Origin of the sequence: Allobosea sp. AAP35 (assembly GCF_001295925.1) — a bacterium.
Taxonomy (GTDB): Bacteria; Pseudomonadota; Alphaproteobacteria; order Rhizobiales; family Beijerinckiaceae; genus Allobosea.
Map to the genome: position 1 here is coordinate 74,728 of NZ_LJHQ01000003.1, position 20,652 is coordinate 95,379.

The window sequence follows — 20,652 nt, forward strand, 5'->3', positions numbered from 1 at the left end:
GCGCCCAGCGCCCGGCGGCTCAGGGCAGGGCGTTCCGCTCGCCGCCCCGGACGGGAACGGGGAGGCGGTTCTCGATCGGCGAGAGCGGGCAGACCCAGGCTTCCGAATAGGCACAGGACGGGTAATAGGCGAAGTTGAAGTCCAGGATCAGCCGGCCGTCACCATCGCAGCCGAGATCGGCGCTCTTGATCGTGTCGAGCAGGTAGCGGCCGCCGGCGAAGCTCTCCTGGCCATTGGTCGCGTCACCGAAGGGCAGGAAGACGCCGCCGCCATAGCCGTCGATCCAGTAGAGCGTCAGCTCCTTGCCCAACGCCGCTTCGAGCCCGCGCGTCAGCGCGAAGGGCACGAGCGTGACGCTGCCATCCTTGCCGGCCTCCAGCTCGATCATCTCGCGGTCGGTGGCGGGATCGAGCGCAACCGAAAACCGCAGCCCGGGATCGTAGGCGAAGCAGTCGATGCCGCGAAACTGCGCCCGGCGCGCTACGGACAGCGGCGATTGCGTATGCTCGCGAAACAGCCGGTCGCGGACACTGCGCCAATGCGCCCAACCTTCGCCTTCGGGCATCGCCCTGACCGCGGCATAGAGATCGGCGACCTGGCGTCGCCAGTCATGCAGGCTGGAGAACCGCTCCAGCACGCCGTCGGCCCGGTGGCGGCCGGCCGTCTCGATGATCCTGTCCATGGGCCCACCTCGCAAACCACTGCCTTACGCCGATGCGGCGATCGCGGATCAACGCGCGGAAGCCGGCCGGGTTGCAGGGCTGCAGATTGAACCAGCCTTTCGACAGGGTCTGTCAGGGGAGGGAGGACGCCTGCCGAGCTCAGTGGCCCAGCAGCGCCAGCGTGCGCGCAAGGGCTTGGCGGCCCATCGGGCAGATTTCGTCGACAAATGGCAGGAAGATGGTGGGCGACACAGGGATCGAACCTGTGACCACTCCCGTGTGAAGGGAGTGCTCTACCGCTGAGCTAGTCGCCCGCACCGGCGCTTCTCCTAGTCGGCGCGCGGCGCGCCGTCAAGAATGGGCGATGGCCTCGGCCTCGATCCGGGAAGGCATGGCGCCCATCACCTTGCGCACCGCCGCGGGCAGCGCGTCGAAATGCTGGATCACGGCATCGGGATCGAGCGTCTCAATCGGCACGTCGGTATAGCCGAAGGGCACGCAGATCGTCGGGATGCCGGCGGCCTTGGCGGTCGCGATATCGGTGCGCGAATCGCCGATCATCACGGCCCGCGCCGGATCGCCCCCAGCCGCCTCGATCGTCAGCGTCAGATGCCGCGGGTCGGGCTTGTGGTAGGGGAAGCTGTCGCGCCCGGCCACCGCCGCGAAGCGCTGCGAAATCTTGAAATGGTCGAGGATCAGCCGCGTGTGCAGGATCGGCTTGTTGGTGCAGACGGCCAGCAGATAGCCCTCGGCGGTCAGCGTATCCAGCGCGTCTTGCACGCCGTCGAAGAGATGGCTGCTGGAGGCGACGTCTTCGGCATAGATCAGCAGGAAATCCTCGAACAACCGCTCCAGGGTCTCGTCATCGAGTGGTCGGCCCGAGACCATGAAGCCACGCGCGATCAGCGCCCTCGCGCCGGCCCCGACCAGTTCGCGCGCGCGCTCCAGCGGCAGGGCCAGCAGCCCCTCCCGTTCGAGAATGACGTTGAGCACGCGCATGATGTCGGGCGCTGTCTCGGCAAGCGTGCCGTCGAGATCGAAGACGACGATGGGGCGCAGGCTCATGAGGGGCGTTCCTGTGGCGGGGCGCCTGCTTAAAGGCAGTTCGCCGCGGGCTTGGCAAGCGACCGCCGGCGATGTTGCGGCGTCTGTCACCTCACGGACCGGCGAGAGACATCGTCGCCTCCGGCAATGATGCTATCGTGCCGCCGATTCGCGCATAGGGAAGAGTATCGTGCCGCAATCTCTTGGACGTCTGGTTGCTTTGATTTTCGGCCTTTGGCTGGCGCTGTCCGGCGCGGTGCAGGCGGCGCCTTTCGAGTTCGCACCGGCGCCGCAGACGGATCTCAACCGCGTCTACCGCATCGACAAGGCCACCGGCGAGGTCGCCGCCTGCCAGTTCCAGCTCAAGGAGGGCGGGGTCGGCGTCACGGTCTGCTTCCCGCCGGGCGAGGGTGCGGGCGCCCAGGCACCCAGCGACTATACGCTGATGCCGTCGCGGCACGAGCGCGAGGGCGGCATCTTCCGGGTGAACATCCGCACCGGCGAAATGAGCATCTGCTACGTCTTCGACGACAAGACCGTCTGCACGCCCCAGGCCAAATAGCTCGCTGACCACGGCGGCAGCCGTTGCCGGCGCTGCCCTGAACGATCCCGACAATCCGTTCTTCCAATCGATCCGTCCTGCCCGCCGAGGGGGCTTTGCGCATGAATTCCGACGAACTCAAAAAACGTGCGGCCGCGCGCGCCCTCGAACTGGTGACGCCCGGCATGCGGCTGGGGCTCGGCACCGGCTCGACGGCCAAGCATTTCGTCGATCTGCTCGGCGCGCGCGTGGCGGCCGGGCTCGACGTCATCTGCGTTTCGACCTCGCAGGTCACGGAGGCGCAGGCGCGCGCGCTCGCCATTCCGATGTCGACACTCGACGAGACGCCCGAACTCGACCTCACCATCGACGGCGCCGACGAAGTCGATTCGCAGCTGCGCCTGATCAAGGGCGGGGGCGCTGCGCTGTTGCGGGAGAAGATCGTCGCGGCGGCATCCAGCCGCATGGTCGTGATCGCCGACGACAGCAAGCTCGTGACGCAGCTGGGGCAGTTTCCGCTGCCCATCGAGGTCGTGCCTTTCGGGCTCGAAGCCACCCGCCGCGCCGTCATTGCGGCGATCACGGCGGTGGGTGCCGGCGGCGAGATCGTCCTGCGCCGCAAGCCCGACGGCAGCGTGCTCGTCACCGACGGCGGACATTACATTTTCGACGCGCATCTCGGCACGATCACCCGGCCTGAGGCGCTTTCGGCCGCGTTGGCGGCCATCCCCGGCGTGGTCGAGCATGGCCTGTTCCTCGGCCTCGCAACGGCCGCCATTCTGGCCGGCGGCGGTGGTCTCACCATCCTGGGAACACTCGAATAGCTGGCTCGTCTCGATCCATCGGCGCCGGGTGCGGTGCACGGCCCGCGACATCGCCACGGTTTAAATCTGCTTTCCACATTGCGACGTGATGCTCTATGGAGACGAAAGAGGTGCCGATTGCACCGGTTTGGCTTTGGGCGTCACCGTTGGCCATGGCCTGAACGAGGACGCGGCGGGCCCGGCACGGGCAATGCCGGTCGTCACATACCGATGAGATGCGCGAACCGGCGCATGATGAAGGGGCTCAGCATGATCCGTTACCATTTCGCCGGCGCGGCCGTCAGTCTGGCTTTGCTCTGCGCCATGCCGGCGCAGTCACAGACGGCTCCGCAGCCCGCCCAGCCCGCCCAGCCCGACATTCCGCAATCCTACCTCGAAGCCGGCCGCGACGTGGTGATCCTGTCGGGCCTGGCTGAGTCCTTCGAGGCGATCTATCTGGAGTTTCGCGAGCGTGTGACCCAGACGGTGGCCACGACGCGGCCCGAGGTTCGCAAGGATATGGACGAGATCATCGCCGCGCTCCGGCCCGAGGCCGAGAAGAAGCGCCAGGAGATCATCGCCTCGGCCGCTTACATCTTCGCCAGGCGCATGAGCGAGGCCGATCTCAAGGAGGTCGCTGCCTTCTTCAAGTCGCCGGTCGGGCAGCGCTACAATGCCATGCGTCCGCGTGCCATCGACGAGATCTTCGCGCTGCTGCAGCCCTGGAGCCTCCAGACCAGCAATTTTCTGTTCGACCGCTTCAGCGAGGAAATGCGCAAGCGCGGCCACCAGATGTGATCAGGCCCCCAGTGGCCCGACAGTTTTGCGCCGCTGGCCTCGGGCCGGCGGCGTTTGTGTTTAGCAGGAGGCGGCGGCGTTCGGTCGCTAGAACGGCCTCCGGCTGGCCAGCGCGCAGCCCATCCTGAACCGCGCTAATTCTTGGATCCGATCCGGACATGCTCCTCGCTCGGGACCGGCGGTTCGGCGTGAACGCCGGCGGCGCGGTTGGCCAGGATCGTGATGAACCACAACAGCACGCCGATCCCGATCAATATGCCGGCGATCTCGTACTGGACCATGTCGCGCCCGGTCCACGGTCCGGCGAAAAAGGCGCAGGTCAGCGCACCGAGCACAGGCAGACCGGTCGGCGTGCGGAAATGCGCGTGCTCGACGGTGTCCTTGCGCAGCATCAACACGGTGATGTTGACCACGGTGAACACGCAAAGCAGCAGAAGCGCGGTCGTGCCGCCGAGCGCGGGCACTTCGCCGACGAACGTGATCAGCCCGAAGGCGAGCAGCGTGGTGAAGCCGATCGCGATATAGGGCGTGTGCCGGGTCGCATGGACCTTGCCAAGAACCGGTGGCAGCACATGCTCGCGGCTCATGCCATAGACCAGGCGACTGGCCATCAGCATGTTGATCAGCGCGCTGTTGGCGACCGCGAACATCGTGATGAAACCGAAGATCCAGAGCGGGAAGTTCGGCGCGCCGGCCTGCACGACCTTCAGGAGCGGCGTCTCGCCCTCGCTAAGGTCCTCCGGCGACACGAGCGTGATCGCAGAGATCGAAACCAGGACATAGATCACGCCGGTGATGACGAGGCCCGACAGCAGCACCTTGGGGAAGATGCGGCTCGGGTCCTTGCTCTCCTCGGCCATGTTGACCGAGTCCTCGAAGCCCACCATCGCGAAGAAGGCGAGCGTCGTCGCTGCGATCACCGGCCAGAAAACGCCGCCATCGCCCGTCGTCTTGAAGTCGAGAACGCGCGAAACGTCGCCCTGGCCGGCCATGATCGCCATCGCACCGATGATGATGATGATCAGAAGCCCGGTGAGTTCGACGCAGGTCAGGACGACATTGGCCTTCACGCTCTCGCCGACGCCGCGCAGATTGACAGCCGCGATCAGGGCCATGAAGCCAAGCCCGACGACCGTGATCCAGACCGTGCCAGAGAGGGCCAGCCCCAGCGCATCCGACAGATTGGCGGCAAAGGCGCGCGAGGCGGTCGAAGCCGAGGTGATGCCCGAGCACATCACTGCGAAGGCGACGATGAAAGTGATGAAATGGACGCCGAAAGCTTTGTGCGTATACAGCGCCGCACCCGCCGCCCGCGGATATTTGGTGACCAGTTCGAGATAGCTGAAGGCGGTGATCATCGCGACGACGAAGGCGACCAGGAAAGGCAGCCAGACGGCGCCGCCGACCTGCTTGGCGACCTGGCCTGTCAGCGCATAGATGCCGGTGCCGAGAATGTCGCCGACGATGAACAACAGGAGCAGCCAGGGGCCCATCACGCGCTTCAGGGCGGGCTGTGTCCCCGTCTGCGCGGCGGGGGCAGGGGAGACGGGGGTAGCACTCATGATGTCAGGCTCCGGCCGCAGGCTGAAGGCGGCATGCTACGAACACAGTCGTGCCGCAATTGTTCACCCGCGGCGAGGTTCATTCTCCAGGGCCCGCGTGACATCAGTGCCGCGAGCGTCAGAGTGGCTCGGGGTTTAGCTCCAGCGACATTCGTGAACGGATGCTTCCGCAATGAACAAGACGACGCCCGTGCTCGTGACCGGGGGCTCCGGCTTCCTCGCCGGCCACTGCATCCTCGCCTTGCTGGAGGCGGGGCATGAGGTCCGCACAACCTTGCGTTCACCGGAGCGCGAGGCCGCCTTGCGCGCCGAACTCGCCGTCGCCGGAGCAAACCCGGAAGGACGCTTGCAGGTCTGCACGGCCGATCTGACGGCGGACGCAGGCTGGGCCGGGGCCGTGGCCGGCTGCGGCCTGGTTCTGCACGTCGCCTCGCCCCTGTCATCGGCGGCGCCGAAGCACGAAGACGAGCTGATCGGTCCGGCGCGCGAGGGCACGCTGCGGGTCCTGCGCGCAGCCCACGCAGCCGGCGTCGGGCGCGTCGTCCTGACCTCGTCCTTTGCGGCCATCGGCTATGGGCGCATCCTCGAGCGGCCCTTTTCCGAGGGCGACTGGACGGATGCGTCGGCCCCTGGGCTTGCCGCCTATCCGCAATCCAAGACCCTGGCCGAGCGCGCCGCCTGGGACTTTATCGATGGCGAGGGCAGGGGACTGGAGCTTGCGGTGATCAACCCCGTCGGCATCTTCGGCCCGCTGTTGGGGCCCGACATGTCCGCCTCGATCCTGCTCATCAAGGCGATGCTCGAAGGCAGGCTCCCCGCTTTGCCTCGGCTGATGTTCGGCGTGGTCGATGTGCGCGACGTCGCCGATCTGCATCTGCGGGCGATGACGGACCCGGCCGCCGCCAATGAGCGCTTCATCGCCACGGCTGGCGATTTCATGACAATGCAGGAGATCGCCCAGGTGTTGCGCGATCGGCTCGGTCCGGCTGCCGGCAAGGTCTCGACCCGCGTGCTGCCGGATTGGCTGGTGCGCCTCGTTGCCGTCTTCAGCGCAGCCGCGCGGCAAGCCGCGACACCGGAACTCGGCCGCAGCAAGACCGCCAGCAGCGCCAAGGCGCGCGCCATGCTGGGCTGGGAGCCGCGCCCGGCCGTCGACGCGCTGGCCGCGACCGGCGACAGCCTGATCCGACTGGGGCTGGTCGGGCGAAGCGGCTGACGCGGCCACGGTTCGGGTTCCCGTCACGCCTCTCTGACGGGTGAGCGACCGCGAATGGTCGTCTCCTCAATCCTCGCTCGCCTTGAACTGGTTCAGCCCCTTCATCACGAAGGGCGCAACCAGCGCGATGAAGGCCACGCCCAGCAGCGTCGCGGAAATCGGGTTTTCGAGCAGGATCATCGGGTCGCCGAGGCTGATCTGCAGCGCGCGACGCAATTGCGCCTCCGCCATCGGGCCCAGGATCAGCCCGACCACCATCGGCGCGACCGGATAGTCGTAGCGCCGCATCAGATAGCCGAGATAGCCGAACAGGAAGAGCAGGCCGAGTTCGACCGGGGAGGCGTTGACCGCGAGCGTGCCCATCGTCGCGAAGACCAGGATGCCGGCATAGAGCCAGGGCTGCGGCACGGCGAGCAGCTTCACCCATAGCCCGATCAACGGCAGGTTCAGGATCACCAGCATGACGTTGGCGATGAACAGCGAGGCGATCAGGCCCCAGACCAGATCGGGTTTTTCGGCAAACAGCAGCGGGCCGGGGTTGAGCCCGTATTGCTGGAAGCCCGCCAGCATGATCGCCGCGGTCGCCGAGGTCGGCAGGCCGAGCGTCAGCAAAGGCACCAGCGTGCCGGCCGCCGAGGCGTTGTTGGCCGCTTCCGGCCCCGCGACGCCCTCGATCGCGCCCTTGCCGAACTCTTCGGGGTATTTGCAGAGCTTCTTCTCGGTCGAGTAGCTGAGGAAGGTCGGCACCTCGGCGCCGCCGGCAGGCAGCGCACCGATCGGGAAGCCATAGGCGGTGCCGCGCAGCCAGGGCGCCCAGGAGCGCTTCCAATCCTCTTTGCTCATCCATAGCGAGCCCTTGATCGCGATGATCTCCTCGGGATCGCGGAAGCGCTTGGAGGCGACGTAGAGCGCCTCGCCAACCGCAAACAGCCCGACCGCCAGCGTCGTCACCTCGATGCCGTTGAGCAGTTCGGGCACCCCGAACGTCAGCCGCGCCTGGCCGGTCAGCCGGTCGATGCCGACGAGCCCGAGCGTGATGCCCAGGAACAGGCTGGTCAGCCCGCGCAGCGGCGAATCGCCGAAGGTTGCCGAGACCGTGACGAAGGCGACGATCATCAGCGCGAAATAGTCCCATGGCCCGAATTTGATCGCGACCTCGACGAGCCAGGGCGCCAGGAAGGCGAGCCCGATCGTGGCGATCAAGCCGGCGACGAAGGAGCCGATCGCGGCAGTGGCCAGTGCCGGGCCGCCGCGGCCCGCCTTTGCCATCTTCGAGCCTTCGAGCGCGGTCGCCAGCGAGGCGCTTTCGCCCGGCGCATTGAGCAGGATGGCGGTCGTCGAGCCGCCATACATGCCGCCATAATAGATGCCGGCGAACATGATCAGCGAGCCGGCGGGGTCGAGCTTGAAGGTGACCGGCAGCAAGAGCGCCACCGTCAGCGCCGGGCCGATGCCCGGCAGCACGCCCACCGCGGTGCCGAGAAACACGCCGATCAGGCAGAACATCAGCTTGGACGGCTCGAGCGCGACGCTGAAGCCGTTGAGGAGCGAAAGCGTGGTTTCCATGGCCGGCGGTCCTCAGAGGAACAGGCGTTCGAGAGGCCCGGCCGGCAGCAGCAGGGTCAGGAGCTTGGCGAAGACGAGGAAGATGGTCAGGCCGAGGACGAAGCCGATGGCGGCGTCGGTCGCGAGCGCGCGCCGGCCGAAGCCGCGCGCCGTGAACGAAAACAGGATCGTGACGGCGATGGTGAAGCCACCGCCCAGCCCGATGCAGGCAATCAGCCCGACGAGGCCGCCGATGATCCAGAGCAGGGCGCCACGATCGGCCTCCTCGGGCTTGGGCAGGCCGTTGCGAAAGGCGACGAAGAAGTGCGCCAGCCCCAGCACCACCAGCCCGACGCAGGCGACATAGGGCATGGCCGTCGGCCCGATGCCGTAATTCGAGGTGATCGTCTGCTGCGAGGCGTCGTAATAGACGACGCCTGCGAGCGCGAGCAGGAGTAATCCGACGATCAGGGCGGGCCGGTCGGCGCCGCGCGCCAGTTTTTCGTTCGTCATGGCCGTTCCGTCGTCGGGCGATGTGTCAGCTGGAAAGGTTTGCCACAGGCGCGAAGGGGGCCGATGGCCCGGCCCCCTTCCTCGTTTAGGGCGGTGTGAAGGCCTTACTTCACCAGGCCGACATCCGTCATCACTTTGGCGACGCGGATCTGCTCGGCCTTCAGGAAGGTTTCGAAATCGGCGCCGCCGAGATAGGCGTCGTCCCAGCCGCGAGCCTTGAGGATCTCGGCCCATTCCTTGGACTTGACCAGCTTGCCGATCGCCTCCGACAGCGTCTTGGTCTGCTCGGCGGAAAGGCCGGGAGGGGCGACGACCGAGCGCCAGTTCATCAGCTCCAGATTGACGCCGCCTTCCTTGAGGGTCGGGGCATCAGGAGCGTTGGCCAGACGGGCGGCCGACGAGACGCCCACCACGCGCAGCTTGCCAGCCTTGATCTGGCCCTCGAACTCGCCATAGCCGGAGATGCCGGCCGTGACGCGCCCGCCGAGCATGGCGGCCAGCGCCTCGCCACCGCCCGAGAACGGAATATAGTTGATCTTCTTCGGGTCGCCGCCGGCAGCCTCGGCAAAGAGGGCGGCCAGGATGTGGTCGGCGCCGCCCGCCGAGCCACCGGCCCAGGTCACCTTGGCCGGATCGGCCTTGACGCGCTCGGCCAGATCCTTGGCGGTCTTGATCGGCGAATCCGTCGGCACCACGATGACCAGCGCCTCGGCGGTCAGCCTTGCGATCGGCGTCGTCTGCGACAGGTTGACCGGCGATTTGTTGAGCAGGATCGCGCCGACCATGACAAAGCCGTTGACCATCAGCTGCGAGCCGTCGCCCTTGGCGTTGATCAGCTGGGCGAGGCCGATCGTGCCGCCGGCGCCGGTGACATTGGTCACCTGCACGCTCTTGGCGATGCCCGACGCGGTCAGCGCCTGCTGCATCGAGCGCGCCGTGCCGTCCCAGCCGCCGCCTGGCGAGGCCGGGGCCATGATTTTGAGCTCGAGCTGGGCGAAGGCGGCGGTTGAGAGACCGGCCAGGGCGACTGCCGCAATGGCGCCGCGTTTCAAAACGGATGTGAGCATGGTGTTTCCTCCGCACGCGGATTTGCCCGCGCAGTTTTGGGACGACGTCGCCAGTGGCACTTTGCCGCGTCGGGCGTCAATTGCGGTCGATCGAATAATCGCAAGACACGACAATATGACTGTTCCGGTCCGGTGCAAGCAGGCTGCAAAAATGCTGGTCGGGCCCAACGCCTTGCCGCCGCAGCGGCATCTCACCCCTAGTCGTCCGAAGCGCGATCGCGTAAGCGCAGCCCCATGAGCAACCCCACCTTTTCCCGCCAGCCGTTGCGGGCCGGTTCCGCGCCTGCGCTCTGGTCGGCGCGATGGGCGATGGTGGGCCACGCCCTGCTCGTGGCCCTGCCGCTGTCCATGTGGATCGCCAACCGCTCTGCTCCCCTGATGCTCGCTCTGGCCGCGGTGGCTTTTGCCGCCGCCTGCCTCTTGTCCGAGGGCTGGCGCGCCCCGGCGCATCGAATACTGGCTCTCTGCCGCGATCCGATCGGGCTTGCGCTCTGCGGCTTCCTGCTGTGGTCGCTGGTGACGCTGGCCGGGAGCCACCGCCCTGTTGCGGGCCTCGCGGCCTGGGGCGAACTCGCCTTGCCGCTGGCCTGCGGCGCCGTCATCGCCGTCAGCCGCCTGTTCCGGCCCGGCATCTCGCTAGGCCGCGCCCTCGCGCTCAGCATCATCGCCGCTGTGTCTTTCATGCTGGTGGAGTTGGCGACGGATCTTGCATTGCGCATCATGCTCGACATCGGCCGGCAGCAGAGCTTCATCTTCAACCGGCCGATCCTGACCTGCCTCATGCTGTCGTCGGCAGCTCTGGCCACGCTGCGGGCCGGTGCCGGCACGCGCCGACGCGACGGCCTGCTCGCGGCGCTCGTGGTTCTCGCCGCCGGCATCGCCAGTTTCGGCTCGGAGAGCGGTGCCGCCGGCCTCGGCTTCATCCTGATGGCACTCGTCTGGATGGCGGCGCGGGTGCTGCCGCGATTGACGCTCTGGGCCGTCATGGCGGGTTTTGCCGCGACGATGGCTTTCGCCCCCGCGATGGGTCGGCTCGGTGACGCAGCCCTGCCGCCGTCGCTGCACGAGCGCCTGGCGAATTCGCATTCGCGCGACCGCGTCGATATCTGGCTCAGCTTCGGCGAGGCGGCAATGGCCCGCCCGCTGCTCGGCGCCGGCTTCGGCACCTCGCCGACGCTCGACCGGCACCCGGTCGCGCTCGCCGTGTCGGAGCCGCATCGCAAACTGCTTGCCGTCGGCCACCCGCATAATGCGCCGCTGCAGGCCTGGGCCGAGACCGGCGCGATCGGTGCGGCGCTGCTGACCTTTGCAGGTCTGGCATTGCTGTATCGGCTGAGGCGACTGGGCGCGCGGGATCTGGCGCCGCGGCTGGCGCTGTTTGCATCGGCTTTCGGCATCGCGTCGGTGGCGCATGGCGCCTGGCAAGGCTGGTGGATCGCGGCGCTGACCGTCGCTACCCTCTGGCTCGCGGCGACGCTGCCGCAAACAGCCGGCTCGCCGACCGCGCTCACACGGGACATATGAGAGGGCATCATGGCTGAGTTCGACGTCGATCTGTTCGTCATCGGGGCTGGCTCCGGCGGCACCCGCGCCGCCCGAATCGCGGCCGGTCATGGCGCGCGTGTCATGATTGCGGAGGAGGACCGCATCGGCGGCACCTGTGTGATCCGCGGCTGCGTGCCCAAGAAGCTCTTCGTCTATGCCAGCCGCTTCGCCGAGGATGTCGAGGATGCGGCCGGCTTCGGCTGGACCGTGCAAAAGCCGAGCTTCGACTGGCCGACCCTGCGCGATGCGGTGGCCAACGAGGTGACGCGGCTATCGGGCCTTTATCGCAAGGGGCTCGACGCTGCCGGCGTCACGATCCGCGAGGAGCGTGCGACCGTGGTCGACGGCCACACCGTGCGTCTGGCAAAAAGCGGCGAGACGGTCCGCGCCCGCCACATCCTGGTGGCGACAGGGGGCTGGCCCGCTTTCGATCCGCCGATCCCGGGCGGGGAGCTCGGAATCTCTTCGAACGAGATCTTCCATCTCCCGAGCTTGCCCAAGCGGATGCTGATCGTTGGCGGCGGCTATATTGCGCTCGAATTTGCCAGCCTGTTCGTGCGCCTGGGCGTCGATGTCACCGTGCTTCACCGCGGCGACAATGTTCTGCGCGGATTCGACGAGGACATCCGCAACCGCCTGCGCGACGCGCTCGAACATGCGGGCATCACGTTCCGCCTGGGCTGCACGGTCGAGCGTATCGAGCTTCTGCCCGACGGCGCGCGCCGTGCCCATTGTGCCAGCGGCGATCCGATCGATGCCGAGGTGGTTCTGGTCGCGACCGGCCGCCGCCCCCATACGGTCGGCCTTGGCCTGGCGGAAGCCGGCGTCGAGCTCGGTTCGCTGGGCGAGGTCATCGTCGATGCCAATTCCGCCAGCAGCGTGCCCTCGATTCATGCCGTCGGCGATGTCACCAACCGCGTCAACCTGACCCCGGTCGCCATCCGCGAGGGCCATGCCTTCGCCGACTCGACCTTCGGTGGCAAGCCCTGGCAGATGGACCACGGCCTGATCGCCTCGGCGGTCTTCACCACGCCGGAGATCGGCACGATCGGCCTGTCGGAGGTTCAGGCGGCAGCGGGAGATCGCGAACTTCGCATCTTCGAATCCGGCTTCCGTCCGATGAAGGCGACGATCTCGGGCCGGTCTGAGCGCATCTACATGAAGCTCGTCGTGGATGCGCAGACCGACAAGGTGCTGGGCGTCCACATCCTCGGCCATGATGCGGGCGAGATCATCCAGGCGGTGGCCATCGCCGTGACGATGGGCGCGACCAAGGCCGATTTCGACCGCACCATCGCTCTGCACCCGAGCGCGGCTGAAGAACTGGTGACGATGCGGACGGCGCGGGCAAAGTAGCGGACCGAGGTAGCGGGACGATTGCGTCGAGGCGCCGTCGAGCCTATTCTAGAAAGCCTGGAGCGCATTCTAGAACGAGGTGTGCCGATGGGCATCAGCATCAAGAACGACGAGGTCGAGGCGCTGGCCCGCAAGCTTGCAACCAAGCACGGCAAGGGCCTGACCGAGATCGTCCACGACGCCTTGCGCGAGAAGGCCGAGCGCGAGGCCGCCGAGCCGACGCTATGGGAGAAGCTCGCGCCGATCCATGCCAAGCTAGCTGCCATGCCAGATAGCGGCCTTCCCGCCGATCGGGCCTTCTATGACGAGATCAACGGCGAGGATGAACGACGTTGATCGTTATCGATGCGTCGGCGCTCGTCTCGATCTTGATGCCCGAACATGATGGCGCTCTCCTGTCCGAACGCCTTAGCCGAAACCGGTCCTCGCGGCGCTTCGTCTCTACGGTCTCGATCTGGGAGGCTGCATGCGCGGTTGGCAGGCTCAAAAACTGCGACCGAAAGCTCGGCCTGCAGTTGGTCGACGAGATCATTTCGACGCTCGCGATCGCCCCCATTGCTCCCGACATCGCAGTCACAGCACTCGCTGTCGAGGCGGCCGAGCGTTACGGGATGGGACCGGGACGTCCTGGCATCCTCAATCTCGGGGACTGCTTTTCCTACGCCACGGCCAAGCATCTTGGTGCTGCGCTGCTGTTCAAGGGCAATGATTTCGGCCGGACTGACATCGAGCCGGCGTAACCGCCGAATAGGGCCGGCGCGCCGCCGTCGCCGTTGATGCAGGCTCCGAACAGGTTGAATCGCGGCCTCATCGCCTTCGTGCGGTTTGCGAGGAGCCGGAATCGATCTGGGAGCCGTTGCCTGCATGCTCCTGAAACGATTCAGCTTTTGCTAACCATGTTTGCGGGCCTGCAGAGATCGATCTCCAAACAGGTCACGGTGGCCATCGCGCGCCCAGGGGTGTATAGGCCCGCCTTCGCGCTTCAAAGAGGTTAACCGGCGCGACTTTGAGTTAGGAGCAGGAGCCATGTCGGAGCGTTGGACGCCCGAGAGCTGGAGGGCCAAGCCTGTCCAGCAGATCCCGGAGTATTGCGACCAGGCTGCCCTGAGGGCGGTCGAGCAGCAGCTCGCCGGCTTTCCGCCGCTGGTGTTTGCGGGTGAGGCGCGCAAGCTGAAGAAGGCGCTCGCGAAAGTCGCAAGCGGCGAGGCCTTCCTGCTTCAGGGCGGCGATTGCGCCGAGAGCTTCGGCGAGCATTCGGCTGACAACATCCGCGATTTCTTCCGGCTCTTCCTGCAGATGGCGGTGGTGCTGACCTTTGCCGGCGGCTCGCCGGTGGTGAAGGTCGGGCGCATCGCCGGCCAGTTCGCCAAGCCGCGCTCGGCCCCTACCGAGACGATCGATGGCGTCGAGCTGCCGAGCTACAAGGGCGACATCGTCAACGACAATGCCTTCACGCCGGAAGCCCGCATTCCCGATCCGCGCCGCCAGATCGAGGCCTATCGCCAATCGGCCGCGACGCTGAACCTGATCCGCGCCTTCGCCACCGGCGGCTACGCCAATCTCGACAACGCCCATCGCTGGATGCTCGGCTTCGTCAAGGATGCGCCGGCCTCCTCGCGCTACAACGAGGTCGCCGAGCGCATCACCGAGGCGCTGGACTTCATGCGCGCCATCGGCATCGATCCCGAGACGCATCCCGAGATGCGCATAACGGATTTCTACACCAGCCACGAGGCGCTGCTGCTCGGCTACGAGCAGGCGATGACGCGCGTCGATTCCACCACCGGCGACTGGTACGACACCTCCGGCCACATGGTCTGGATCGGCGACCGCACGCGCCAGCTTGACCATGCCCATGTCGAGTTCTTCCGCGGCATCCGCAACCCGATCGGCCTGAAATGCGGGCCGTCCATGACCGTCGACGGGCTGATGAAGCTGATCGACGTTTTGGATCCGCAGAACCAGCCCGGCCGCCTGACGCTGATCGCGCGCTTCGGTGCTGACAAGGTCTTCGACACGCTGCCGGCCCTGGTGCGCGCCACCAAGCGGGAAGGGCGCAACGTCGTCTGGTCCTGCGATCCGATGCACGGCAACACGGTCAAGGCCGCCAGCGGCTACAAGACCCGCCCCTTCGACCTGATCATGACCGAGGTGAAAAACTTCTTTGCGGTCCACCAGGCGGAGGGGACCCATGCCGGCGGTCTGCATCTGGAGATGACCGGCAAGAACGTCACTGAATGCACCGGCGGCGCGCGCGGCATGACCGATGCGGATCTCAACGACCGCTATCACACGGTCTGCGATCCGCGCCTCAATGCCGAGCAGGCGCTGGAGCTGGCGTTCCTCGTGGCCGAGCTCGTCAAGCGCGAGCGCGCGGGCCGGGTGCGTCCGGAGGTCGAGGCGGCGGAGTAGCGCGCGCGCTGCATGGCCTGATAATGAAGAAAGCCGGGGCGATCGCCCCGGCTTTCTTCATGGGAGCCGTCGTCGAAGCCTCAGAACTTCAGGCCCGCGGCGACACGGCCGGTGTTGATTGTCGTCGATGTCCCCTCGACATCGGCGAAGCGGATGATCTGATATTCGGCCCGCAAAAACAGGTTGTCGGTCAGGGCCATGTCGACGCCGAGGCCTGCTGCCAGACCAAAGCCGTAGACATCGCGCTTGGCCTGGCCGACCGTCAGGGGGTAACCGGACGCGACGACATTGTTCTCGATGGCACCGGTGACGGCGTTGGTGCGGGTGAAGCGCCAGGTCGCATCGATGGTCGAGATCGTGTCGAAGCGTCCCATGGCGCCGCCGAGCGTGGCATAGGGCATGATCCGCCCATAGGCCCAGCCCATCCTGATGCGGGCAGTCGCATAGTCGAGCAACTCGGCGCCCTGCCGCGTCGTCAGCGTGTAGTTGTTGATCGTTCCATTGGATGTGGTGAACTGCCGGCCAATGAAGTCACTGACGAGATACTGGTGGTTCGAGCGGGTGTAATCCGCTTCGAGGCCGAGGATCACGTCGCCGAAGGCGAAATTATAGCCGGTGAAGCCGAAAAAGGTCGAACCGCTGTCGCGCTTCGCAGGCAGGTTGCCGATCTGTGATCCCATATCGGCTTCGGTGCCGAGGAGCGTGTTCCGGAAGGCATAGTTCGCCAGGCTCTGCAGGCCGTCTCCTGGCTTGAACTTCGTTTCGGAAACGCCGGCGCCGCCACCGACATAAAAGCCCGACCAGTTCGTCCTGCTGTCGAATTCGGGCGCCTGCGGCGCATCCTCGATCTGGGAGCCGCGGAGCACCGGGTAGTCGGCCGCTCGCACGGCCGTCGCGGCGGTGAGGGCGCAGGCGAGCAAGGCTCCGACGGCAAAGTCTTTGCGCAGTCTGGTGATCTGGCGGGTACGCATGATCGCTTCTCCGAACGGCGGCCGGCAGTCGTGCAAGAGCGGCTCGTCAACGATTTATGGGCGATTAACCCTAACGCGGAGTTAAGCGCCGCTCCGGATCTGCGTGGCGACGCCATGCCCGACATTGCCGCCCATCGCCCGCCGCGCTACAGCCCCGCCATGACCGCGACCACCTTCCGCCTCGCGCTTGCGCAAATGAATTCCATTGTCGGCGCCGTCGCCGCCAATGCCGACCTCATCCGCGAGGTCAGGCGCAAGGCGGGCGAGGCTGGCGCGGACCTCGTGATGTTTCCCGAGTTGAGTCTGACCGGCGCCCCGCCTGAGAACCTGGCCCTCACGCCCGCCTTCCAGGATGCCTGCCGCAAGACCTGTGAGGACCTCGCCCGCGAAACCGCCGATGGCGGGCCCGCGCTGCTGATCGGCCTGCCCTGGCTGGAGGGCGGTGTGCTCTACGACGCCTATGCCCTGCTCGATGGAGGCGTCATTCAGGCCGTGCGCTTCAAGGTCGCGCTGTCCGATGATGGCGGGTCCGATCAGGCCCGCGTCTTCGCGCCTGGCCCCTTGCCTGGGCCCGTGCTCTTCCGCGATAGGGTTCGGCTCGGGCTGCCGATCGGCGGGGACATCAGCGGCGAGGAGGTCGTCGAATGCCTCGCCGAAACGGGCGCCGAAATTCTGCTCTCGCCGCAAAGCTCGCCGTTCCGGTCCGGCAAAGCCGATGAGCGCCTGAACCTCGCGGTCGCGCGCGTGGTCGAGTCAGGCCTGCCGCTGGTCTGTCTCAACCGGATCGGCGGGGAAGGGGAGCAGGTCTTCGATGGCGCCTCCCTCGCGCTGGCTGCCGATCGGACCCTGACCCATCAACTCCCTGCATTCAGGGAGGCCCTTGTCACGATCCAGTGGCAGCGCGAAGCGGGTCGCTGGCGCTGCCTGCCAGGCGAGATCGCCACCGTCGAAACCGGCGACGAGGCCGATTATGCCGCCCGCGTTCTCGGCCTGCGCGACCATGTCGAAAAAAGCGGCGCCGCCGGCGTCGTGCTCGAATTCACAGGTGGCCTCGATGCCGCGCTCGGCGCCGTCATCGCAGTGGATGCGCTGGGGCCGGAGCGCGTCACCGGCGTGGCGCTGCCCTCGGCCGCGACGCCGGATGGAAATACGGCCGACGCTAACGCTTTCGCCGCTGCGCTCGGAATCAGCTGCGAGACGGTGCCGGTCGGCGGACTGGTCGAGGCCCTCGCAACCGCGTTGTCGCCTTTCGCGGCGCCCGCGCAGCCCTTCACCGATGATGATCGGAGCAACCGCGCACGCGCAACGGTGCTGGGCGCGCTTGCTGCCGGCCTTGGTCGCTTGCCTTTGCTGCCGGCCAGCAGGTCGGCGGCGACCCAGGGCGAGGGCCTAAGAGGTGCCGTCAATCCGATTGCCGATTTCTACGAGACCGAGGTGTTCCGGCTTGCTACGCTGCGCAAACGCTGGAGGCCGGCCGGGGCACGAGGGCCCGACGGCGGCGTGATCCCCGTGGCGCTGTTGGCGCAGCCGCCCGATGCGCAACGCGACACCATCCTGCGCGCCTTGACCGAGGGCCGGGCGCGCGTCGCCGATCTCGTTGCCGCTGGGCATGACCGCGAGACGGTGCTGGCTTTGCAGCGCCAGATGCATCGTGCGGAACGCGATCGGCCGGCGGCAGCGAGGAGCCGCCACGCCTTCATCGATACAGGCGAGCAGGCCCATATCCCCGACGCTAGTCTGGTCAAAGGCATCGGACGCGGCGGCGGCGAAAGCATCGACTTCTGACGCTGGGCGGATCGGCGCGATTGTCGCTGCCGCGCAAAAGCGCCATAAGCGCGGCCATGACGACACCGCTCCTGCGCTTCGCCCCGTCGCCGACGGGCTATCTCCACATTGGCAATGCTCGCTCGGCGCTGCTGAACGGGCTTTATGCCCGCCGCCATGCCGGCCGCTTCATGCTGCGCTATGACGATACCGATCTGGCCCGCTCCAGGCCCGAATTCGCTGAAGGCATCGCCGAAGACCTCGGCTGGCTCGGCATCGTGCCCGATCTGGTGATCAGCCAGTCGCAGCGGCTGTCGCTTTACGATGCGGCGGCGGAGGATCTGCGCGCGGCGGGCCGGCTCTATCCCTGCTACGAGACCGCCGACGAGCTCGACCGGCGCCGCAAGCGCCAGCTCGCGCGCGGCCTGCCGCCGATCTACGACCGTGCCGCGTTGAGCCTGACCGCCGAGGACAGGGCCAAGCTCGAAGCCGAGGGGCGCAAACCCCATTGGCGCTTCAAGCTGGAGCCGCGCATCGTCGCCTGGAACGATCTGATCCGCGGCGACGCCCATGTCGACTGCGCCTCGCTGTCGGACCAGGTGCTGATCCGCGAGGATGGCAGCTATCTCTACCATCTGCCTTCGGTCGTCGATGATGCCGCCACCGGCGTCACGCACATCATCCGCGGCGAGGACCATGTCACCAACACCGCCGTCCATATCCAGATCTTCGAGGCGCTGGGGGCGGCGCTGCCGGCCTTCGGCCATCACAACCTGCTGACCACGGCAAGCGGGGAGGGGCTCTCGAAGCGCCTCGGCCATCTCTCGCTGCGCGGCCTGCGCGAGGCGGGCGTCGAGCCGCTCGCGGTCGCCGCGCTCGCGGTGCTGACGGGCTCGTCGGACGCTGTGCGTCCGGTCGCCAGCCTTGAGGAACTGGCGAATCTGGTCGATCTCGGCCACATCTCGCGCGCGCCGGCAAAGTTCGACGAGCACGACCTCGACACGCTGAGCGCCCGCACCCTGCACCAACTGCCCTATGACGCGGTCGCGGAACGCCTCCGCGCACTTGGCATCGCCGGCGGAGAGGCCTTCTGGCTGGCAATCCGCGGCAATCTCGGAAAGCTCGACGAGGCGCGCCTTTGGGACGATGTCGTGCGCGGGCCGATTGCGCCGGCAATCGCCGATGCCGGCTTCGCCGCGACGGCAGCTTCACTGCTCCCGCCCGAGCCTTTCGATGCGACCACCTGGAAGAGCTGGACCGGCGCGGTCCAGGCCGAGACCGGCGCCAAGGGCAAGGCCCTGTTCATGCCGCTGCGCCAGGCCCTGACCGGCCAGGAGCACGGCCCGGAACTGGCGGCGCTGCTGCCGCTGATCGGCCGCGAGAAGGCACTGCGGCGGCTCAAGGGCGAGAGCGCCTGAGATCACCAATAACAGCCTCGGCCGGCTGTCGTCCCTGCTTCACAGGTCTTACGCCCTTAACGACCTGTCGTCAGGGACGCGCTGTGGCCGGCCCCAGGTTTGGTGCCAGATTCGGCGCCACGATCCGCACTGTGCGCCGCTCGCCGGTGACGCTTTGGCTCTCCCGCTTCAACCCGTCGCCCTTGTCGAGCACGCGCTCGCCCACCGAACTCGGACCCACGCCGGCCGACTCCGTCCCTGACGTTGGCGAGTTCTCGGAGGGCATCGGCTTCTCGTCAGCGATCTCGGGGATCGCGGCTGGCTGAGCCACCGGGGCCGGGGCCGCGCCGCGCCTGCGCGGATCGGGCTTGGCCTCCTTCGGGCGCGAGAGTTCGGCCGCCCGCTGCTCGGTGACGATGACGTCGCCCTTGCGCTTGTCGAGCAGGTACTCGGCTTCCTTGAGCGCCTGAGCCCAGCTCTGGCCCTGAGCCCGGCAGGTGCAGGAGGCATCGAAGGACCGCTGGTACTTCCCGGCATTGGGCAGGGACGCATAGGGCTGGCCGGTGGCGCGCGCCACCGCATTCTGGATCTCGCCGCCATTGCTCATGCCATAGGCGAGCGTCTCGACGCCCGGGCAGAGCGCCTGACACATCTCGTCGGCATTGTCGCGACCGCCGGGATTATTGGCGAGCGGGAAGAAGAAGCCGTCGCAGGTTCGCACGCAGACGGTCTGCGGCCCGCCCAGACGAGGCTTTTCCGGCTCGATCGGCTGCTCGGGGTCGAGCTCTGGCATGGTCGAATCGATTTCGCCGCGGCGCGGCTCGAGGCCGAAGATCGTCTCGAAGAAGCCGCGCTGCTCCGGCGCCCTGCAATTGTTGTTGATCGCGGCTGCAAGCTGGGCCCGACGCTGCTCGAGCGCGCCGCCCTCAGCCTGCTGCATCAAGTTGCCATACTGCGCCTGCAACTGGCCGATCTGGGCACGCAAGCCGCCGCATTGCGCCGGTGGCCCATCGCCGAAGATGGAAAAGCCGCGCTCGCAGCCCATGGCGCGGTACTGGCTGGTCGCCTGCCCGAGCTGGGAGGCGACGCGCCGGGCGATCTGCGCCGCACGTGGATCGCCACCGCGCTGGCCCTGAAGGCTGGCGAGTTCGGAGCGCCAAGCCGCGCAGGATGGCGACTGGGCCATCGCGGCTTCGCTGAGTGTCGCCATCGCCAGCAGCGTGGCGCCCAGGCGGGCATAGCGTTGAAGCCTGACAAATCGGGGCCAGCGGTCTTTCTGTGTCATGGCGGCTTGGATGACGTCACCTGCTGTCGGTCTCGATGGCCCTGACGATCCTTAGCCTTCGGCCGGGGGCTCGTCATCTGGCGCAACAAACCCGCCAAACGCGACGGAACTATGGAGCAGCGCCTCGCCGCCCCCCCCGGGCGTCGCACGGGTCGCATGCCATATTCGCCG

At 67.2% G+C, this 20,652-nt stretch carries 19 protein-coding genes and 1 tRNA gene; 11 read left to right on the forward strand and 9 right to left on the reverse strand.

Annotated features, from left to right (window positions below; genetic code table 11):
• Positions 1-19: 19 nt before the first annotated feature.
• The 3 genes from IP69_RS01375 to gph form a co-directional block, all read right to left on the reverse strand.
• Positions 20-682 carry a DUF1684 domain-containing protein gene (locus tag IP69_RS01375; RefSeq protein ID WP_082358769.1) on the reverse strand — a complete coding sequence of 221 codons (663 nt, stop codon included), beginning with the start codon at positions 680-682 and terminating at the stop codon, positions 20-22.
• 219 nt (positions 683-901) lie between these two features.
• A tRNA-Val gene (locus IP69_RS01380) sits at positions 902-976 on the reverse strand.
• 37 nt (positions 977-1,013) lie between these two features.
• Positions 1,014-1,727, reverse strand: a complete 714-nt coding sequence (gph, locus tag IP69_RS01385) for a phosphoglycolate phosphatase (RefSeq protein WP_054141018.1) — start codon at positions 1,725-1,727, stop codon at positions 1,014-1,016.
• A 190-nt stretch (positions 1,728-1,917) separates the two neighbouring features.
• Here gph and IP69_RS01390 point away from each other — a divergent pair, with 190 nt between their 5' ends.
• From IP69_RS01390 to IP69_RS01400, 3 genes are all read left to right on the forward strand, one after another.
• The gene (locus IP69_RS01390; protein WP_082358877.1) at positions 1,918-2,268 is read left to right on the forward strand and encodes a hypothetical protein; all 351 of its coding nucleotides are present in this window, start codon (positions 1,918-1,920) and stop codon (positions 2,266-2,268) included.
• A gap of 101 nt (positions 2,269-2,369) precedes the next feature.
• Positions 2,370-3,071 carry a ribose-5-phosphate isomerase RpiA gene (rpiA, locus tag IP69_RS01395; protein WP_054141020.1) on the forward strand — a complete coding sequence of 234 codons (702 nt, stop codon included), beginning with the start codon at positions 2,370-2,372 and terminating at the stop codon, positions 3,069-3,071.
• A gap of 249 nt (positions 3,072-3,320) precedes the next feature.
• Positions 3,321-3,848 carry a DUF2059 domain-containing protein gene (locus IP69_RS01400; RefSeq protein WP_197279611.1) on the forward strand — a complete coding sequence of 176 codons (528 nt, stop codon included), beginning with the start codon at positions 3,321-3,323 and terminating at the stop codon, positions 3,846-3,848.
• Positions 3,849-3,982: 134 nt separating this feature from the next.
• Here IP69_RS01400 and IP69_RS01405 read toward each other — a convergent pair whose 3' ends face one another.
• On the reverse strand, positions 3,983-5,410 hold the full coding sequence (locus IP69_RS01405) for an APC family permease (RefSeq protein WP_054141022.1): 1,428 nt from the start codon (positions 5,408-5,410) through the stop codon (positions 3,983-3,985).
• Between the two features lie 172 nt (positions 5,411-5,582).
• Between IP69_RS01405 and IP69_RS01410 the strand changes: the two genes are divergently transcribed.
• The gene (locus IP69_RS01410; RefSeq protein WP_054141023.1) at positions 5,583-6,626 is read left to right on the forward strand and encodes an aldehyde reductase; all 1,044 of its coding nucleotides are present in this window, start codon (positions 5,583-5,585) and stop codon (positions 6,624-6,626) included.
• A 66-nt stretch (positions 6,627-6,692) separates the two neighbouring features.
• Here the strand turns inward: IP69_RS01410 and IP69_RS01415 are convergent, their stop codons facing one another.
• From IP69_RS01415 to IP69_RS01425, 3 genes are all read right to left on the reverse strand, one after another.
• Positions 6,693-8,192, reverse strand: coding sequence for a tripartite tricarboxylate transporter permease (locus IP69_RS01415; protein WP_054141024.1), 1,500 nt, complete (start codon positions 8,190-8,192; stop codon positions 6,693-6,695).
• Positions 8,193-8,204: 12 nt separating this feature from the next.
• Positions 8,205-8,684 (reverse strand): tripartite tricarboxylate transporter TctB family protein, encoded by a 480-nt coding sequence (locus IP69_RS01420; protein WP_054141025.1) that lies wholly within the window; start codon positions 8,682-8,684, stop codon positions 8,205-8,207.
• A gap of 104 nt (positions 8,685-8,788) precedes the next feature.
• Positions 8,789-9,658, reverse strand: coding sequence for a tripartite tricarboxylate transporter substrate binding protein (locus IP69_RS01425; RefSeq protein ID WP_248306687.1), 870 nt, complete (start codon positions 9,656-9,658; stop codon positions 8,789-8,791).
• Between the two features lie 327 nt (positions 9,659-9,985).
• Between IP69_RS01425 and IP69_RS01430 the strand changes: the two genes are divergently transcribed.
• From IP69_RS01430 to IP69_RS01450, 5 genes are all read left to right on the forward strand, one after another.
• Positions 9,986-11,275 carry an O-antigen ligase family protein gene (locus IP69_RS01430; protein WP_082358775.1) on the forward strand — a complete coding sequence of 430 codons (1,290 nt, stop codon included), beginning with the start codon at positions 9,986-9,988 and terminating at the stop codon, positions 11,273-11,275.
• A 9-nt stretch (positions 11,276-11,284) separates the two neighbouring features.
• Entirely contained in the window at positions 11,285-12,652 is a 1,368-nt protein-coding gene (gene gor, locus IP69_RS01435; protein ID WP_054141028.1) for a glutathione-disulfide reductase, read from the forward strand.
• Positions 12,653-12,739: 87 nt separating this feature from the next.
• A complete protein-coding gene (locus IP69_RS01440; RefSeq protein WP_054141029.1) occupies positions 12,740-12,988 on the forward strand; it encodes a type II toxin-antitoxin system VapB family antitoxin in 249 nt (82 codons plus the stop codon).
• The gene (locus IP69_RS01445) at positions 12,985-13,392 is read left to right on the forward strand and encodes a type II toxin-antitoxin system VapC family toxin (RefSeq protein WP_054141030.1); all 408 of its coding nucleotides are present in this window, start codon (positions 12,985-12,987) and stop codon (positions 13,390-13,392) included. The genes IP69_RS01440 and IP69_RS01445 overlap by 4 nt, the downstream gene beginning before the upstream one ends.
• Before the next feature lie 286 nt (positions 13,393-13,678).
• A complete protein-coding gene (locus tag IP69_RS01450) occupies positions 13,679-15,064 on the forward strand; it encodes a 3-deoxy-7-phosphoheptulonate synthase class II (protein ID WP_054141031.1) in 1,386 nt (461 codons plus the stop codon).
• A gap of 80 nt (positions 15,065-15,144) precedes the next feature.
• On the opposite strand, the gene IP69_RS01455 is transcribed toward IP69_RS01450, so the two are convergent.
• Complete coding sequence (locus IP69_RS01455; RefSeq protein ID WP_156323226.1) at positions 15,145-16,035, reverse strand: outer membrane beta-barrel protein; 891 nt, start codon at positions 16,033-16,035, stop codon at positions 15,145-15,147.
• Positions 16,036-16,149: 114 nt separating this feature from the next.
• Between IP69_RS01455 and IP69_RS01460 the strand changes: the two genes are divergently transcribed.
• Positions 16,150-17,820, forward strand: coding sequence for a nitrilase-related carbon-nitrogen hydrolase (locus IP69_RS01460; RefSeq protein WP_054141033.1), 1,671 nt, complete (start codon positions 16,150-16,152; stop codon positions 17,818-17,820).
• A 56-nt stretch (positions 17,821-17,876) separates the two neighbouring features.
• The gene (gltX, locus tag IP69_RS01465; RefSeq protein ID WP_054141397.1) at positions 17,877-19,217 is read left to right on the forward strand and encodes a glutamate--tRNA ligase; all 1,341 of its coding nucleotides are present in this window, start codon (positions 17,877-17,879) and stop codon (positions 19,215-19,217) included.
• Positions 19,218-19,287: 70 nt separating this feature from the next.
• On the opposite strand, the gene IP69_RS01470 is transcribed toward gltX, so the two are convergent.
• The gene (locus IP69_RS01470) at positions 19,288-20,481 is read right to left on the reverse strand and encodes a DUF2865 domain-containing protein (protein WP_054141034.1); all 1,194 of its coding nucleotides are present in this window, start codon (positions 20,479-20,481) and stop codon (positions 19,288-19,290) included.
• Positions 20,482-20,652: the final 171 nt, after the last annotated feature.